The sequence below is a fragment of the Limnobacter sp. UBA7229 genome, from assembly GCF_002473065.1.
In the GTDB taxonomy this organism is placed as follows: Bacteria; Pseudomonadota; Gammaproteobacteria; order Burkholderiales; family Burkholderiaceae_B; genus Limnobacter; species Limnobacter profundi.
Genome location: NZ_DKTN01000022.1, coordinates 41,250 through 58,753, shown reverse-complemented (window position 1 = coordinate 58,753; position 17,504 = coordinate 41,250). Strand labels below are relative to the sequence as shown.

15 protein-coding genes are annotated in these 17,504 nt (G+C 51.5%); 13 read left to right on the top strand and 2 right to left on the bottom strand.

Going from position 1 to position 17,504, the window contains the following annotated elements; all coding sequences use genetic code 11:
- Positions 1-8: 8 nt before the first annotated feature.
- Positions 9-1,127, bottom strand: coding sequence for a GTP 3',8-cyclase MoaA (moaA, locus tag B4C79_RS12060; RefSeq protein ID WP_171098927.1), 1,119 nt, complete (start codon positions 1,125-1,127; stop codon positions 9-11).
- 120 nt (positions 1,128-1,247) lie between these two features.
- Here moaA and B4C79_RS12055 point away from each other — a divergent pair, with 120 nt between their 5' ends.
- The 10 genes from B4C79_RS12055 to B4C79_RS12010 all read left to right on the top strand — a co-directional run bounded on the left by B4C79_RS12055 (position 1,248) and on the right by B4C79_RS12010 (position 11,969).
- Complete coding sequence (locus B4C79_RS12055; RefSeq protein WP_171098929.1) at positions 1,248-1,715, top strand: DUF3305 domain-containing protein; 468 nt, start codon at positions 1,248-1,250, stop codon at positions 1,713-1,715.
- A 4-nt stretch (positions 1,716-1,719) separates the two neighbouring features.
- A complete protein-coding gene (locus B4C79_RS12050) occupies positions 1,720-2,391 on the top strand; it encodes a DUF3306 domain-containing protein (RefSeq protein WP_291743325.1) in 672 nt (223 codons plus the stop codon).
- Positions 2,392-2,576: 185 nt separating this feature from the next.
- Positions 2,577-4,691 (top strand): 4Fe-4S binding protein, encoded by a 2,115-nt coding sequence (locus B4C79_RS12045; protein WP_291752039.1) that lies wholly within the window; start codon positions 2,577-2,579, stop codon positions 4,689-4,691.
- Positions 4,688-5,314, top strand: coding sequence for a TorD/DmsD family molecular chaperone (locus B4C79_RS12040; RefSeq protein WP_291741898.1), 627 nt, complete (start codon positions 4,688-4,690; stop codon positions 5,312-5,314). Before B4C79_RS12045 ends, B4C79_RS12040 begins: the two co-directional genes overlap by 4 nt.
- 14 nt (positions 5,315-5,328) lie before the next feature.
- Positions 5,329-5,547 carry a twin-arginine translocation signal domain-containing protein gene (locus tag B4C79_RS12035; RefSeq protein ID WP_291741901.1) on the top strand — a complete coding sequence of 73 codons (219 nt, stop codon included), beginning with the start codon at positions 5,329-5,331 and terminating at the stop codon, positions 5,545-5,547.
- A gap of 15 nt (positions 5,548-5,562) precedes the next feature.
- Positions 5,563-8,502 carry a molybdopterin-dependent oxidoreductase gene (locus B4C79_RS12030; protein WP_291762639.1) on the top strand — a complete coding sequence of 980 codons (2,940 nt, stop codon included), beginning with the start codon at positions 5,563-5,565 and terminating at the stop codon, positions 8,500-8,502.
- A 25-nt stretch (positions 8,503-8,527) separates the two neighbouring features.
- Positions 8,528-9,130, top strand: a complete 603-nt coding sequence (gene fdh3B, locus B4C79_RS12025) for a formate dehydrogenase FDH3 subunit beta (RefSeq protein WP_008249081.1) — start codon at positions 8,528-8,530, stop codon at positions 9,128-9,130.
- A 1-nt stretch (position 9,131) separates the two neighbouring features.
- Complete coding sequence (locus B4C79_RS12020; protein ID WP_105029010.1) at positions 9,132-9,395, top strand: hypothetical protein; 264 nt, start codon at positions 9,132-9,134, stop codon at positions 9,393-9,395.
- Positions 9,396-9,407: 12 nt separating this feature from the next.
- Positions 9,408-10,484 (top strand): formate dehydrogenase subunit gamma, encoded by a 1,077-nt coding sequence (locus tag B4C79_RS12015; protein WP_171098939.1) that lies wholly within the window; start codon positions 9,408-9,410, stop codon positions 10,482-10,484.
- A 432-nt stretch (positions 10,485-10,916) separates the two neighbouring features.
- Positions 10,917-11,969 (top strand): esterase/lipase family protein, encoded by a 1,053-nt coding sequence (locus B4C79_RS12010; RefSeq protein WP_171098941.1) that lies wholly within the window; start codon positions 10,917-10,919, stop codon positions 11,967-11,969.
- Positions 11,970-12,057: 88 nt separating this feature from the next.
- On the opposite strand, the gene B4C79_RS12005 is transcribed toward B4C79_RS12010, so the two are convergent.
- Positions 12,058-15,036 carry an Rne/Rng family ribonuclease gene (locus tag B4C79_RS12005; protein WP_291752032.1) on the bottom strand — a complete coding sequence of 993 codons (2,979 nt, stop codon included), beginning with the start codon at positions 15,034-15,036 and terminating at the stop codon, positions 12,058-12,060.
- Positions 15,037-15,456: 420 nt separating this feature from the next.
- On the opposite strand from B4C79_RS12005, the gene B4C79_RS12000 reads away from it, so the two are divergent.
- Genes B4C79_RS12000 through B4C79_RS11990 form a run of 3 tightly spaced genes read left to right on the top strand, consistent with a single transcriptional unit; the run spans position 15,457 to position 17,503 of the window.
- Complete coding sequence (locus tag B4C79_RS12000) at positions 15,457-16,464, top strand: RluA family pseudouridine synthase (protein ID WP_291752030.1); 1,008 nt, start codon at positions 15,457-15,459, stop codon at positions 16,462-16,464.
- Complete coding sequence (locus B4C79_RS11995) at positions 16,461-17,123, top strand: HAD-IIIA family hydrolase (protein WP_105029026.1); 663 nt, start codon at positions 16,461-16,463, stop codon at positions 17,121-17,123. Before B4C79_RS12000 ends, B4C79_RS11995 begins: the two co-directional genes overlap by 4 nt.
- Positions 17,120-17,503 carry a Rieske (2Fe-2S) protein gene (locus B4C79_RS11990; protein WP_291740689.1) on the top strand — a complete coding sequence of 128 codons (384 nt, stop codon included), beginning with the start codon at positions 17,120-17,122 and terminating at the stop codon, positions 17,501-17,503. Before B4C79_RS11995 ends, B4C79_RS11990 begins: the two co-directional genes overlap by 4 nt.
- Position 17,504: the final 1 nt, after the last annotated feature.

The window sequence follows — 17,504 nt, the reverse complement described above, 5'->3', positions numbered from 1 at the left end:
TGAATTCCTCAGCCGCCGATATACGACATTTCAATTCTGTCTTTGGGCTGTGTGGTGTTTTCAGTTCGAATTTCACTGTATCGATCAGCCCGAACAGACCACAGGTTTCTGATCGCATGATTCAGTTGTTCGCCAATCGCTTCAGGCAAGGCGTTCGAGCGAATCAAGGGCTTTAAATCGTGCCCCTTGCTGGCAAACAGGCAGGTGTAAAGCTTGCCCTCAGTGGACAAACGTATGCGTGTACAGTCTTTGCAAAAGGCTTGGGTTACCGACGAAATTACGCCGATTTCACCGGTGCCATCGCTGTATTTCCAGCGTTCAGCCACTTCACCGGTGTAATTGGCATCCAGCATTTGCAATTGCGACACTTGTTGGGAAATCATGTTGATGATGCGCGCCGATGGCACGACCTCGTCCATTTTCCAACCATTGCTGCTGCCCACATCCATGTACTCAATAAATCGAAGTATGTGGGGTGTGCCCTTGAAGTGTTTGGCCATGGGTAGCACCTGCCCGTCATTCATGCCACCTTTCACAACCATGTTGACTTTGATCGGACCCAAGCCAGCCTCATGGGCTGCTTCAATTCCATCGAGTACTTCGTTGACTGAAAAGTCTACGTCGTTCATGGCCTTGAAAACCGCATCGTCGATTGCATCCAGGCTCACCGTGACACGGTTCAACCCAGCTTCTTTCAAAATTTTAGATTTTTTGCGCAGCAGGGTGCCGTTGGTTGTCAGCGTGATTTCAACCGGTTTTCCGCCAGGCGTGCGCAAGCGTGCCAGTTGTTCTATCAGGATCTCGATGTTTTTTCGCAGCAGTGGCTCGCCACCGGTAAGGCGTATTTTCTCTACTCCCAGTGCCACGAATTCTCGGGCAACCTGCTCGATTTCTTCAAAGCTGAGCAAGTCTTTGTGCGGCAAGAACTGGTAGTCTTTGTCGAAAATCGACTTGGGCATGCAGTACACGCAACGAAAGTTGCAGCGATCCGTGACAGAAATGCGCAAGTCGTGAAGCCTGCGATTGAAATGATCTTTTGCGGGTACTTCACTGTTTTGCGGTGCGCTGAAATTCAAGGGAATTACGCGCGAATTGTCCTGGACCAGTTGAATAACTCGGTCTGTCATCGTTCAATCCCTCGCCCCATGGGGCAAACTCCTATTGTGATACTTGTGGTGTATCTTCTAATCTAATAACCATGAATTGTGCCCGTACTGGCGGGCACCGGCAACTCACAGAGGTGTTTTTTGAGCGCAAAATTTTTGGTGTTGGGTGAACTGGCTTTGAACGTCAAAATCGGGAAGGTGGCACAAAACTCCCCTTGGCAGCCCTTTCGCTGGCAAGTGCTCGAGATGGGGCCAGTGGATGTTTTCATGCCGCAGGGTGCAGACGAACGGGTTCAAACAGTCAATGTCGAGGTGTATCAAGATCAGTTACAAGGCTATTTCCTGAATCTGGACACGGAGACGCCTTTCATTTTCTTTGGGGTACGTTACCCGGAAGACAACAAAACCCAAATGCCCTCAGTATTCGAGGCCACTTTCAGTTATGACGAAGCTGCCCGCTGGATGGATTCCAACGAAGAAGTGCAAACCTTGCCCTTGCCGGCACCAGTGGCCAGTTGGCTTGCCGAGCTGGTTCAAGCCAAATATCAACCCGAGCCCAAGCAGCGTAGGCGTCCTCAGTCCTTCATAAAACCTGAAGAGCGTGGTTAAAGCGATGAGCGAGAATTTTTTAAGCCGATGGTCCAAGCGCAAACTTGAAGTTCGGGCGCGAGAAAAGCAAGCTGAAGACGCCCCGGAATTGCAGCTCAGTGCCCCTTTTCAAGGCAGCGATACCAATCAGGGTAACGCGGTCATTGAACTCGCTGATTCACAGCCAAAGGCGCAAACTCCTTCTCAGCCCGAACTTCCATTGCCCACTGAAGCAGATCTTCTGGCCGTGAAGCAGGGTGGGGACATCAAGGCTTTCATGGTGGATAAAGTTTCAACAGAACTGAAAAACAAAGCATTCAAAGCGTTGTTCTCCCGCCCGGAATTCAACGTGATGGATGGTCTGGATATTTACATCGATGATTACAACAAGTTCACGCCGCTGAGTCAGGAAGACATCGGGAAAATGACCCTGTCCAAGCAATTGCTCAGCCGACCAGACCTTGAAATACTGAAAAAAGCCGACATGGAGGAGGGACTTGAGCGGGTGGCGTCTGTGCTGTCCGGTTCTGATGATTCTGTTCCTGCCGTGTCAGACAAAACAGGTGATATTGAACAAACAGCAGCTGAAAATCCGGATGCTCTAGATGATGTTAGGGTTATCCCGGATGGTTTGCAAGGCTCTGATTTTAATAAAGAACTAGAAAAACGATCGTTCGAAACACCGGGCGAAAAATAACTAATATTTGGTACATTTTGTCTGCGGCTTGTCCAGCTCGATACAGACAAAATGCACCACCCTTCCTATCTGTGTGCAAGCGTCCATTTCTAGACTGCTGATTCTAAATAAAAAAATGTTTTGCCTCACTCTGGCACAAGTTTTGCAATTAATTGCCAAATAACCAAAATAGAAGTATCAATACAATGACCAACTCGGATGTGTTTGTGTGTGGTTGCCAGGGAAGCGGCGAGACGATCGACAAAGCGTTGCAAAACGTGAATGTGGAAGGTATTCGTTTTGTGTCCGCCCAACGTGCTTGCCGAGACGGTATTGCCACCGTGCTTGATGCAAAAAACAAAACCAGCGGTGCACGTTGTTTCGTCGGTTGCACCCAAGAGCAAGCCGTATTCGAATCTTTGGTCGATAGTACAACTTCTCAAGCTGTTGAGTTTTTCAACCTGCGTGGTTTGCTCCGGGGTCAGCCTTCGGCTCAAAACTCCACCGAAGCTGCCGCGACTGTGGCTGCACTGGCTGCTTACGAGACCGACTTTCAGGTTGAGCCCGTTCCTGCCGTGTTGTTCAAATCACAAGGCCGGGTTGCGATTGTGGCGAACAGCGACAAGCAATTGCACCATGCGCAAACTCTTGCCAACAATCTGACTGTCGATTTGCTGGTGTCCGATCCTTCAGGTGTTGTTTTGCCAGCCAAGCGCGATTTGAACGTGCAGGCATTGCATGTAGACGCTGCAGAGGGTTATTTGGGTGCGTTCACATTGAGCACTCGCAAGACCAACCCTGTCGACATGGAAATGTGCACACGATGTGGTGCCTGCGTGGATGCATGTCCGACGCAGTCCATTTCGAAGGAATCCCTGACGATCGACTTGAACAGCTGCGATCAATCTGGTGCCTGTATCAAGGCTTGCGGTGATTTCAAAGCCATTTCCTTCGCGGACATGAGTGCAGTGACCGCACGGCAGTACGACATGGTGATTGACTGCACCATGCCCGGCCTGTTTGCGGATCGCCAGGCACCACTGGGCTATTGGCATGTCGGCGATAGCGATCAGTTGTTGTTGGAAGCGATGCTTGATGCGGTGCAAACCGTGGGCGAGTTCGAGAAGCCAAAGTTCTTTGATTACAAGTCAAATATTTGTGCTCACAGTCGTTCAAACAAAGAGGGTTGCAGCAACTGTATCGATGCCTGTAGCACCAAAGCAATCAAATCTGCAGGCGAGAAAATTGAAGTTAATCCGCACTTGTGTTTGGGTTGTGGTGCTTGCACCACCGTGTGCCCGACCGGTGCCATTCAGTTTGCGCTGAGTCCGGCTACTGTTCAGGGCCGCTCCATCAAAACAGCATTGAAGGCATTCCGGGCCAATGGCGGCAAGAAAGCCGAGGTGCTGCTGCACGGCCCAGATCTTGAGCACAATTGGTTGGAGTCGGCCAAGAAAGCTGCGAAGCCTGCCTCTGGCAAATCGGCAGTTTCAGATTTCAGCTTGTTGCCGATTGAATTGAACCACAGCGCCAGTGTGGGCCCAGATCTTTGGCTGTCTGCCTTGGCTTTCGGTGCCGATCGGGTTACCGTCATGCAGTCTGCTGTTGAAGCAAGTCACTATGGTGAGCCCTTGGCCGCACAGGTGGGTTGGGTCAATGCCTTGCTGGAGGCTATCGGCCTGCAACGCCGCGTCCGGGTGCTGCATATCGGTCAAACAGAGCAGTTGTTTGCTCCCAGCGATTTGCCGACGAGTAGCGTAACGCCGGCCAGTTTCGAGTTGTCTTCGAACAAGCGCACCCGCATGGAATTTGCAATCGACCACTTGGTTGAACATGCACAGGCGAAGTCAAAGATTACTTTTGCTGAACCCATTGCGTTGCCGAGCGCCGCACCGTTTGGTGCTGTTTTGGTGAACAAAGACAAATGCACCTTGTGCATGAGTTGCACCAGTGCGTGCCCTGCGTCGGCCTTGATTGACAACCCGGAAATGCCTCAACTGCGCTTCATTGAGCGCAATTGTGTGCAATGTGGTTTGTGCGTTGAGACCTGCCCGGAAAACGCCATGCAGCTGGTTCCCCAGTTGCTATTGGGTCCTGCGGCGCGAGAAAGACGCGTACTGAACGAGTCACAACCGTTTCATTGCATCAGTTGCGGAAAGGCCTTCGGTACAAAACACATGATTGACAACATGTTCGCCAAGCTAAGCCAGCACAGCATGTTCGAGCGCAATGCAAACCGCTTGAAAATGTGTGCCGATTGCCGGGTGACCGATATGTACAGCGCCAAGGATGAAATGACAATTTTTGAGGTGAAGAAATGATCGCCCCGGTTCAACAAGACGACAATCTGATCGCCGGTGAAGACTGGGCTCGCGCTGATTTCTACGGCCTGTTGTCGCATCTGTACTCCGGCAACGTGACGGACGAATTTTTGGCAAAGTTTCGGGAAATCGACCGAAGCAGCATGGACATCACTACGCCTTTGGGATTTGAGTTTTCTGAGTTGTTGCGCGTGGTTGCACAATTCGACAGCAAACAAATCAATCAGGAGTTCGTAGACAACTTCATCGGCATTGGTCGTCCTGAAGTGATGTTGTATGGCTCGTATTACATGGCGGGTTTCCTGAACGAAAAGCCATTGGTTTTGCTGCGCGATGATCTGGCGAAATTCGGCCTGACCCGCGATGAGTCATTGGTAGAAACTGAGGATCACATTGCATTTTTGTGCGAAGTGATGCGCTACCTGATCCTTGCAGACGATCCACCTGTTGCATTCCCAGAGCAGCGCGCCTTTTTCCATGCGCATCTGGCCAGTTGGTACAACCAAATGGCGGATGACATTGAGGCCGCGGCCAATACTGATTTTTATAAAACTGTGGGTCGTTTGACCCGCGTGTTCTTTGATGTTGAAACACAGTCTTTCGATTTTGAAAGTGCCGTTTGATTGGAGGTGATGAGATGACCAAGAAAATGATAAGTCAAGACAAGCCAAAACTGGCAAGGCGCCAATTTCTGGTAGGTGCCGGAGCAGGTGTTGCTGCAGCCGGTGCTGCGCTCGTGGTGAGCAAACAACCTGAAGTGGCCGAACAAGCCGCTGCCGCAGGCACTGAAAAAAAAGCCAAGGGTTATCAGCTCTCTGAGCATGTGAAAACCTATTACAGAACCTTGCTGGTGTAATTCAAGGAGACCAGGATGTTAAAGCGAAGAGACGAAAAGACAGTGGCCAAAGTGATTCCCAATCACAACCACAGCCTGCTCAATAAAATCGGATCCCGTTTGGGCGCCACCATGGACCGCCGTGCTTTCCTGAAGCGTTCCGGTATTGGTGTGGGCGCGGGTGCTGTTGCAGGCAGCCTGCCATTTGGCATGGTGCGTAAGGCTGAAGCGGCTGCCGAAGGCGGCGCTGCCAGTGGTGCGATCGAGATCAAGCGTACGATTTGTTCACACTGTTCAGTGGGTTGCGCCACAGACGCAGTCGTACAGAACGGCGTGTGGGTTCGCCAGAACCCCGTGTTCGACAGCCCAATTAACCTGGGTGCACATTGCGCCAAAGGTGCAGCGCTGCGTGAACACGGCCATGGTGAACACCGCTTGAAATACCCAATGAAGCTGGTTAACGGCAAGTACGAAAAAATTTCCTGGGACGAAGCCCTGGAAGCCGTCAGCAAGAAGATGATGGAACTGCGCGAGGCCAATGGTCCCGACTCTTTGTTCTTCATCGGCTCATCCAAACACAGCAATGAGCAGGCTTACCTGCTGCGCAAGTGGGTTTCACTCTGGGGCACGAATAACTGTGACCACCAGGCTCGTATTTGCCACTCCACAACTGTGGCTGGTGTTGCAAATACATGGGGCTATGGTGCAATGACCAACTCCTACAACGACATGCAGAATACCAAGTGTGCGTTGTACATTGGCTCGAACGCCGCTGAGGCGCACCCCGTTTCCATGATGCACATGCTGCATGCCAAGGAAACAGGCGCGAAGATGATTGTGGTGGATCCGCGTTTCACTCGCACGGCTGCCCGTGCCGATGAATATGTTCGCATTCGTTCCGGTTCAGACATTCCATTCTTGTTCGGTTTGCTGCACCACATTTTCAAGAATGGCTGGGAAGACAAAAAGTACATCAACGACCGTGTGTACGGCATGGACCAGATCAAGGCCGATGTGATGGCCAACTGGACACCCGACAAGGTAGAAGAGGCTTGCGGCGTTGGTGAAGCTCAGATGTACAAAGTGGCCGAAATGATGGCCAAGTCCAAGCCGGCGACCATCGTGTGGTGTATGGGTCAAACCCAGCACACCATCGGCAACGCCATGGTTCGTGCATCTTGCATTTTGCAACTGGCACTGGGCAACATCGGTATCTCCGGCGGTGGCGCCAACATTTTCCGTGGCCACTGTAACGTGCAGGGTGCAACTGATGTGGGTCCAAACCCAGATTCATTGCCTGGTTACTACGGTGTTGCCGAAGGTTCCTGGAAGCACTGGTGCCGAGTTTGGGGCTTGGATTATGAATACGTCCAGAGTCGCTATGCCGAAGGCATGATCACCAAGGGCGGCATGACCGTGTCCCGTTGGGTCGATGGTGTTCTTGAGAACCCAGAACTGATTGACCAGAAAGCGGGTAATCTGCGTGGTCTGTTCTTCTGGGGCCATGCGCCTAACTCGCAAACCCGTGGTTTGGACATGAAAAAAGCCATGGACAAATTAGACCTGTTGGTGATTGTTGATCCGTACCCAACAGCTGCCGCTGCAATGGCCGCCATGCCAGGCGACCCTGCCGGTTTGAACCCAAACCGAGAAGTGTACTTGTTGCCCGCGACAACCCAGTTCGAATCTTCAGGTTCAATTACAGCGTCCAATCGTTCCATTCAGTGGCGCGAGAAGGTCATCGAGCCATTGTTCGACAGCCGCAACGACCACATGATTATGTATCAATTGGCTGAGAAACTTGGTTTCGAAAAAGAGCTCACCAAGAATCTCACCATGGTGAAAGGCAAGGGCGGCATGATGGAACCAGAAATTGAGTCCATCTTGCGCGAAATCAACAAAGGCACCTGGACCATTGGCTACACCGGCCAAAGCCCAGAGCGTTTGAAGCTGCACATGAAAAACATGCACACCTTCAACGTGCGCACATTGAAAGCCGAAGGTGGCCCCTGTGACGGCGAATACTTTGGCTTGCCATGGCCATGTTACGGCACTCCAGAAGCCAAGCACCCAGGTTCACCAAACCTGTACCAGACTGACAAGCACGTGATGGACGGTGGTGGTAACTTCCGCGCCAACTTCGGTGTGGAAAAAGACGGTGTTAATCTGTTGGCCGAAGACGGCTCCCATTCATTGGGTGCTGAAATCACAACCGGTTACCCAGAATTCACAGCCGACATGGTCAAACAGTTGGGCTGGTGGGACGACCTGACCGAGGCAGAAAAAGCCGAAGCAGAGGGCAAGAACTGGAAGACCGACCTTTCCGGCGGTATCCAGCGCGTGGTTATGAAGCACGGTTGCCATCCGTTCGGTAATGCCAAGGCGCGCGCCGTGGTGTGGAACTTCCCGGACCCAGTGCCAAAGCACCGTGAGCCGCTGTACTCGACCAAGCCCGATTTGGTGGCCAAGTACCCGACACACGACGACAAGGCCGCTTTCTGGCGCTTGCCGACCCTGTACAAGTCTGTTCAGGAAAAGAATGCCGACATTGGCAAGTCTTTCCCGTTGATCATGACTTCGGGCCGTTTGGTGGAATACGAAGGTGGTGGTGAAGAAACACGTTCCAACCCATGGCTGGCTGAGCTTCAACAGACCATGTTTGTTGAAATTAACCCGGCAGCAGCGAACGACCGTGGTATCAAGCACGGCGACACCGTGCGTGTAACAACCCCAACAGGCGCGAAAATCGAGGTTCAGGCCCAGGTTACACGCCGAGTGGGACCCGATACGGTCTTCCTGCCATTCCACTTCTCTGGACATTGGGAAGGCAAGGACATGATCAGCAGTTACCCAGAAGGTTCAGCGCCAATTGTTCGCGGTGAATCCGTGAACACGGCCACAACCTACGGTTATGACGTGGTGACCATGATGCAGGAAACGAAGACCACCGTTTGCCAGATCGAAAAGCTGGTTTAAGCACTAATGCAAAGGAGATAAGAAAATGGCACGTATGAAGTTTCTGTGTGATGCCGAGCGTTGCATTGAGTGCAATGGCTGCGTCACCGCATGTAAAAACGAGCACGAGGTAGAGTGGGGCATTAACCGCCGCCGCGTGGTAACCATCAACGACGGCGAACCCGGAGAACGTTCAATTTCCGTGGCTTGTATGCACTGTTCAGACGCGCCTTGCCAGGCCGTTTGTCCCGTAAACTGCTTCTACAAAACCGACGAAGGTGTTGTGTTGCACGACAAAGACCTGTGCATCGGCTGCGGTTACTGCTTCTACGCCTGCCCGTTCGGCGCACCACAATTCCCTCAGGAAGGTGCGTTTGGTCAGCGCGGCAAGATGGACAAGTGCACATTCTGTGCCGGTGGTCCAGAAGAGGATGCGTCCGAAGCCGAGTTCGAGAAGTATGGTCGCAACCGTTTGGCCGAAGGCAAGCTGCCACTGTGCGCCGAAATGTGTTCAACCAAGGCATTGTTGGCGGGTGACGGCGACGTAGTCTCCGACATCTTCCGCAATCGTGTGGTTGTTCGCGGCAAGGGTGCTGAAGTGTGGGGCTGGAGCTCTGCTTATGGTCAACCTGCCAAGGAGGGCGCGTAATATGGCGCTTCGCGGCAAGTTGATTCTTTCCGGGGCCTTCGCGGGCCTTATTCTGGCCACTGGCTGCTCACCCCTGGAAGACGCCAACAATGGCAAGGGCTATGCAGGCAAAGCCGATACACCAGCATTTGAAACGGGCGGCGGTCAGTACACTGCTGGCGGTTTCAAGGCAGGTGACAAGGAAAGCTGGCAAGAAACCCTGAACGTCCGAGCCAAAGCCCAGAACGAGTATGTTCGTACTGGCGATTCGGCAAAGGCCCAATAAGGAGAGTCAATCATGACACATTCAACCATTCGGGCCGCTACAAAGCCAGGCTTGAACAACGCCCTTGTGGCTTTGTTCATGGCCATGGTTTTTGCCGTGTGCTCTCTGTGGTCGGTGGGGGCCATGGCGCAAGATGCTTCTGAACGCTCACAAGCACAAGTTCAAAAGCAACAAACGCAACCCCTCAATAATTCGCCAGTTTGGGAAGGCGTTGCGTCTGGTGAATCATTCACCACCGTGACCAAAGGCCGTGAAACTGGCGTATTGATCAACAAAAGCGGTGAAACATGGCGCCAAATGCGCAATGACTGGATTTCCTACTACGGTGGCTGGGCTGTCGCAGTAATTTTCCTGTTGATTGTGGGCGCTCATCTGGTGAAAGGCCCTGTAAAGTTGCCCGAACCACGTACCGGCAAGTTGATCGAGCGTTTTACCTCGGCAGAGCGTGTGGCCCACTGGACCATGGCATTTAGTTTTGTGGCACTGGCGCTTACCGGTTTGTTGTTGATGTTTGGCAAACATGTGCTGGCACCGTGGATGGGCTTAACGCTCAACTCGTGGCTTGCATCGATCAGTATTGTGATTCACAACTTCGTGGGTCCGTTGTTTGCTGTCAGCATCATTGTGTTTTTCATCATGTATGTGAAAGACAATCTGCCAGAGAAAAACGACATCGAGTGGCTCAAAAAAGGTGGTGGTTTGTTCGGGCACGCCCCGGCGGGTCGCTTCAATATGGGCGAGAAAATCTGGTTCTGGGGCGGCGTTACGGTGCTTGGCATTGTGGTGTCTGCAACTGGCCTTATTCTCGATTTCCCGAACTTTGACCAAGACCGCTTGCTGATGCAGCAGTCGCATGTGATCCATGCCAGCGCTGCGCTGTTGTTCATCATTATGTCCATGGGTCACATCTACATCGGCTCAATTGGTATGGAAGGTGCACTCGAGGCGATGCGTGACGGTTATGTGGATGAAACATGGGCGAAGGCTCACCACGATGCCTGGTACGAGGACATCAAGTCTGGCAAAATTTCGCCAGTGCGCTCCAAGGAGGGTGCAACAGCCATGGGTTCTCAGGTGATGGCGCAGTAGTTTCAAACGCCGTTTATTCACCTAGGCGCCACTGGCAAATAGGGAAAAGCCTGCTCAGAAATGAGTAGGCTTTTTTTATGTATTTGGTGCATTGATCAGCAATGAATGGTGCAACGCACAAACAGCGTGCGCACTAAATATAATCACACTATCAAATAGTGCGTTAATTTATCCGGAATTAATCAGTAAAACCACATTAGCAAATGATGTATTTTTACTGCTATCAACATTCAAAAACTTCCTTGAAAGCATTGTCAGATTGTGATTGCAAAATAATGTGAATTAAATTGCATTCACCTGGTACGCAACTTGCGATTTCAGACTTGAGGAGCAGGGCTCTTGACCCACCTTAAAGAAATTTGGCTTTCCGCCCTTTTTTATCCTATCCCGGATTTTTTAGCCCGGCAGAAAGAATCTGAACAAGGATTTGCAATGAAACCATTCAAGCTGTTTGTAATTTCCTCTTTTCTAGTATTGTCTGCGTGTGGGTCAGACAATTCCACCAATTCGGAGTCCTCCCGAATCGCTTCCAGTGGCTTTGTCCCAGCTGATAGCCCTTCGCCACCTTTGTTAATTTCCGAGCAAGAACTTGATGCAGCCATGCAGTGCAGTGAGGGCTTTGGCAGCGATTCCGGACGCGCTGTTTTGCTGGTTCCGGGCGCGACCCAAACAGTTGAAAGCAACTTCAGCTGGAATTACATTCCAGCTTTTGATGAAGCAGGCATTCCTTGGTGTGCCGTTGACTTACCCAACAGCAATACTGGCGAGCTTCAAGCATCGTCGGAATACATCACGCACGCAATTCGCAAGATGTTTCGTACCACCAACACCAAAATTGCAATTGTTGGTTTCAGTCAGGGCGGCGTAATGCCCCGTTGGTCTTTGAAATTTTTCCCGGACACCCGTGACATGGTTGAAGACATGATTGGCATTGCTGCTGCAAACCACGGTTTGATTGAGACCAGCTTGTTGTGTGCGACGCCAGTGATCGGTTGTATTACTTCATTCACCCAAATTGCTGTTGCAGCCAAGTGGCTTGATGCTTTAAATGCTGGAGGCGAAACTTTGCCAGGTATCGATTACACGCAGGTCTACACCCGAACCGACGACGTCGCCATTCCGAATTTCGATGAGGAAAATGGCGTGTCAAGCCTGCGTACAGGTGAGGGAAACAAAGTCAATATTGCAACCCAAGACGTGTGTCTAACCAACACGGCAGATCATTTTCTGGTGGGTTCTTCCGATGCGGTCGGGTACGCAATTGTGAGTGACGCACTTTCGCATCCTGGTGTAGCCAGTCTTGAGCGTCTGAAAGCGCAGGTTCCAGCATTGTGTTTGACACCCTTCATGCCTGGCGTTGACCCCTTGTCATTCCCTATTAACTTTGCGACCAAGATGATGAGCACATTTGCACAGTCGGTGGCTTTGCAGCCCAAAAGCACAGAAGAGCCCCCATTGCGTTGTTATGCGGGTGGAATGTGCTGAACTCAATTTGAATAAGAAAAGCCCGGTGACTGGCTTGTCACCGGGCTTTTTTGTTTCAGCACAGGGATCTGGCTGAGACGATATTGCTTTAGTTCGAACCTGACCTGAATTCTGGCTTGGTTTCAACCAGTACCAGGTTCTCGCTTGCAATTTGAACAACCGGCTTGCGCGCACGCGGAACACGTGCGGGTTTTGGTGTGGACGCCAGGTTGGCTTGAACCACAGACCATTTTTCATGGTCAGTTTCAACCCACAGCATGCCAGCACTGCTCAGCATTTGCTCAAGGCCTTCCTTGTTCAGCTTGGGTACCGGAGTTGCGAAAGTCGCGGCAACCGGCGCTTCCTGAACCTTGGATTCAACAACTGTTTCAACCGCTACCGGCACAAACGGTGTTGGATCTGCAGGAGTTTGGTCTACAAACGCATCAACTGCGATCGCAACCGCGGCCTGCTCGGTTGTCGGCTCACTTGTCGCTTCATTGGTAGCTTCATGGGCGACTTTGGTTTCAGTTTGTGTAAGTTCGAGCTCTTTGGGTTGAGCCACCGCAGCAATCACCGATTGCACAGCCTGAATTTCAGGCGCGCGCGCATTGGATTCATCCGGGTTGTTTTCAGTCGAGCCCATTTGTGTTGGCTCGGCTGGCAGTCCCATCTCAGAAACATTCATACCTGTTGCTGCAATGGTGTGCTCCGGGGTTTCCTCTGAAGACTCTGAAGCGTTCAATTCCGATCCTGCGTTTTCACGCGCACCATCACGATTGCCACCACGACCACGGCGACGACGACGGCGACGTGGCTCATCGCCACCTGCCTCTTCATCGCTGCCGTACGACATGGTTTCAGCAATCTTGTTGGCCAGTTCTTCGTCTTCTGCTGCGTCTGCAGCCTGGAATGCGTCTTCCGATTGCATCGCAGCCTGATCCACGGCTGTGCCGGTTTCACCTTCACCTGCACCGCGGCCTCCGCGACCACGACGACGGCGGCGGCGACCACCAGTGCGCTCGCTTTGTTCGGCAGAGGACTCAGCCGAATCCCCAGCTACAGCCTCTACGGCTGCCAAAGGTTTCACTTCCAAGACCTCGGCGCCTGCTGCGCGTTCATCGCGTGGTTTGCCTCGGCCACCACGATTCTGTTGACCAGAACGTGTTTGCTGGGCATCAGCGGCCTTCACCTCGTCGCCGCTTGATGTGCTTGTTGCCTCATCTTCACGACCACGGCCGCCGCGTCGGCGATTTCTTCCACCACGACCATTGCGTTGGTCATTGCGGTCACCTTGTGAGCGGTTTTGCCCGCGGCCTCCACGGTCGTTGGTTTTCTGCTCGATCACCGCCGCTGGCGCTTCCGCCGTGGTATCTCGTTTGAACCAGCCAATAATTCGCTGAATCAACGAAGGGCCTGCCGGTGCAGCAGCCGCAACTGCCAATTCAGTTTTGGGCTTGCGTTCCTGGTGGGGCGGTGCGGGCTGGGTTGGAATTACACCCTTGATCACCGCTTCCTGACGTTTTACAGCTTCGCCTTCGGTTTTCTTGTCGTAGTAGCTTTGCTCATCTTTGGACGTGGCCAACTCAAAACTTTGGCGCGGGTCTTCCAGACGTTCATCGTCATGGCGCAGGCGAGTAATTTCATAGTGGGGTGTTTCCAAATGTTTGTTTGGAATCAGCAGCACATTCACCTTCAAGCGCGCTTCCAGTTTGTAAATTTCTGAGCGTTTTTCGTTCAGCAGAAATGTAGCCACATCGACCGGAACCTGCACATGAACGCTGGCTGTGCCTTCTTTCATGGCTTCTTCTTGCAGAATACGAAGCACATGCAAGGCGGTGCTTTCGGTGTCGCGAATTACGCCGGTGCCATTGCAGCGAGGGCAAGTGGTGTGCGAGCCTTCATTCAGGGCAGGGCGGATGCGTTGACGGCTTAGTTCCATCAGGCCGAAACGGCTGATTTTGCCCATTTGTACGCGCGCACGGTCAAAATGCAGACTGTCTTTAACCCGGTTTTCGACCTCTTTCTGGTTGCTGGCTTTTTCCATGTCGATAAAATCGATCACGATCAGGCCACCCAGGTCGCGCAAGCGTAACTGACGGGCCACTTCTTCAGCGGCTTCCAGGTTAGTGCGCAAGGCGGTGTCTTCAATGTCGGTGCCGCGGGTGGAGCGGGCCGAGTTTACGTCGATCGATACCAGTGCTTCAGTGTGGTCGATTACAATCGCTCCGCCCGAGGGCAGAGGAACCATGCGGCTGTAGGCGGTTTCAATTTGATGTTCAATCTGGAAGCGACTAAACAAGGGAATGTCATCGCGGTAGCGCTTCACCAAATTCATCATGTCGGGCATCACATGCTGCATGAATTGCTTGGCTTGGTCGTAAATTTCATCGGTATCAATGAGTACTTCACCGATATCCGGGCTGAAATAATCGCGAATGGCGCGAATAACAAGGCTGCTTTCTTGGTAAATCAGGAATGCGCCATTGGCAGATTTGCCGGCGCCGTCGATCGCAGTCCACAGTTGCAACAGGTAGTTCAGGTCCCATTGCAGTTCCTCAACTGAACGCCCAATACCCGCTGTACGGGCAATAATGCTCATTCCCTTGGGGTACTCAAGCTTGTCGAGTGCTTCGCGCAATTCCTGGCGTTCTTCGCCTTCAATGCGGCGTGAAACGCCACCACCACGCGGGTTATTGGGCATCAGCACCAAATAACGGCCAGCCAGCGAAATGAAGGTGGTCAGGGCAGCGCCCTTGTTACCACGTTCTTCTTTTTCGACCTGAACAAACAGTTCTTGGCCCTCTTTGACGACGTCTTGAATACGGGCCTTACCCGCTTCAACGCCTTCTTTGAAATATTGTCGAGAAATTTCCTTGAACGGCAAAAAACCGTGTCGGTCTTCGCCGTAGTTGACGAAACAGGCTTCAAGACTGGGTTCTACGCGGGTAATAACACCCTTGTAAATATTGCTTTTCCGTTGTTCACGGCCCGCTGTTTCAATGTCAATGTCGATAAGTTTCTGGCCGTCGACAATTGCGACCCGCAACTCTTCTGAATGAGTTGCGTTAAATAACATGCGCTTCATGCACACTCCAATGGCACCGTAGTGCGAAAAGAGATGCTGAAAAAGCGGAAGGAACAAAGAGATACAAAAACGAATACAACAAAGCGCCGCTCGGCTTTAACCAAGAGCGGCGATTATACTAAGGCATTGATATTTAATAATAAATATTGGTTCAAATTTCACCTGCGTAAGGTGGGCCTGCGTCGTTTTTGTTAGTACCCAGCGCTTCTTGTGCGCGCTGGTGCGTAAAATTCTTTGTTTCCAGCTTAAGGCGGGCATTCAGCCGCGCGCCTCTTTTTCAGCCATCATTGCCACCATCCAGGGTAGGCGGCACACCCACTAAATAAAATCGCGGTGGGGCGTATCCAGAAGTGATTTCGGACGCTTCCCAAGCGATAATCGGATTATATGCTGAACCTGCCCAATTGGTAAAACAAAGAATTGAAAACACAGGAAAAACCCAATCCCGACAGGGCTGTTTTGCTCGAAATTGACGAAAAACATCAAGACCAACGATTGGACAACTTTTTGTGCAGCGTATGTAAAGGCGTGCCCAAAAGCCATGTATTCCGAATTATCAGGTCCGGAGAGGTTCGAATCAATAAAAAGCGTGCCGAAGCAAAAACCAAGCTATGCCTTGGTGATGTGGTACGTATTCCTCCTATTCAAGTTGTTGAAAAACAAACACTTGAATCTCTTTCGTCAAGTAGTGCTGTAAATAAAACGCAACTTTTAAAAGCAGCCGCTGAAATCCCCGTGTTGTTTGAAGACGAACATTTGCTGGTAGTCAACAAGCCTTCTGGCATGGCAGTTCATGGTGGGTCGGGTTCAAGCTTCGGATTAATTGAATGTATTCGAGCACTTAGGGCTGAAACCCATCAAGATTTGGAGCTTGTTCACCGCATTGACCGTGAAACCTCCGGAATCTTGATTATTTCCAAAAAGCGCAGTGCTCTCCGAAAGTTACAAGAGCAACTTAGGGCCAGGTCCTGGAAAAAGTACTATAAAACCTTGGTGTTGGGTTCTTGGCCAGAAACACTTAGGCAAGTTGATCTTCCGTTGTTGAAAACACAGGCTGGCGAAAAAGAGGCGAGGGTTTTTGTTGATGAAGCTGGTGACAAAGCCTGTACAAAGTTTCAAATAATTCAAACCTATAAATCATCTTATTCAATATTTACTTTAATTCAAGCTCAAATTCTGACAGGTCGAACTCACCAAATTAGAGTGCATACCAGTGCCAACAAATTTCCAATTGCTGGCGATGATCGCTATGGCAATTTTGAAATGAACAAGCAGCTTGCCAGGCAGGGCTTGAAACGCATGTTTTTGCACGCAGCACGCCTGCATCTGGTTCATCCAGCCACAAATGAAACTATAGTATTGGAGGCGCCATTGGCCCCCGAATTGGACAGTTTTTTAAAATCGTTACAGGCAGTACAAAGCAGATGACCTACAAAATGGTGGTGTTTGACTGGGATGGCACCATACTCGACTCAACCGGTGCTATCACACGCGCCATTCAGCATGCATGCCTCGATGCCGGGTTGCCCGACCCTGGTGAAGAAATTGCCTCCTATGTTATTGGGTTGGGCTTGAGCGACGCCTTGCGCCACGCAGCCCCCGGAGCCAGCGAGGCTCAAATTGCCCTGTTGGTTGAAAGTTACCGCAAGCATTACCTCAGTAAAGATCACGAATTGGAGCTGTTCAGTGGCGCAATACCCCTTTTGAAGCAATTGAATGCGATGGGCGTTATTTGCACAGTGGCCACTGGTAAAAGCAGGCAAGGCCTGAACCGTGCCATGGCGAACTCCGACACAGCCCGTTACTTCATGGGCTCGCGTTGTGCTGATGAATGCCACAGCAAGCCGCATCCCCAGATGATTCTGGAATTGATGGAAGAGTTTGGTATTGATGCTGCGCATGTCGTGATGATTGGTGACACCACACATGACTTGAACATGGCCAATGCGGCTGGTGTGCATGCACTTTCGGTTCAAACTGGCGCGCATCCGCCCAAACTCTTGAACCAGGTGCCCCACTTGCAGTCTTTTCGTTCAATCAATGAATTGGCCCCGTGGCTAATTCAAACTATTTCAGCCCAGTCATGACTATGCAGCAAATTCAGGTATGCCAATCCGGTGATCTTGAAGAGGGTGGCACAGGTTACCGCTTCAGGGTGCTGTACAACAGCGAGGAAACCACCGCATTCATCGTGCGGGTTGATAACGAAGTCAGGTGTTTTTTGAATCGATGCTCCCATGTGCCCGTTGAGCTTGACTGGAACTATGGAGAGTTTCTTGATGATTCGGGTCGAATTGTAATTTGTGCCACGCACGGGGCCAGTTATGATGCCACCGATGGCAGCTGCCTGGGCGGCCCATGCGACGGTAACCCGTTGGTGCGATTGAATATCGAGGAAAAGGACGGTGCAGTGTACTGGACCCCGACCGAATTAATTACAGTGCCTTCCGATGGTATTGAGGACTAAA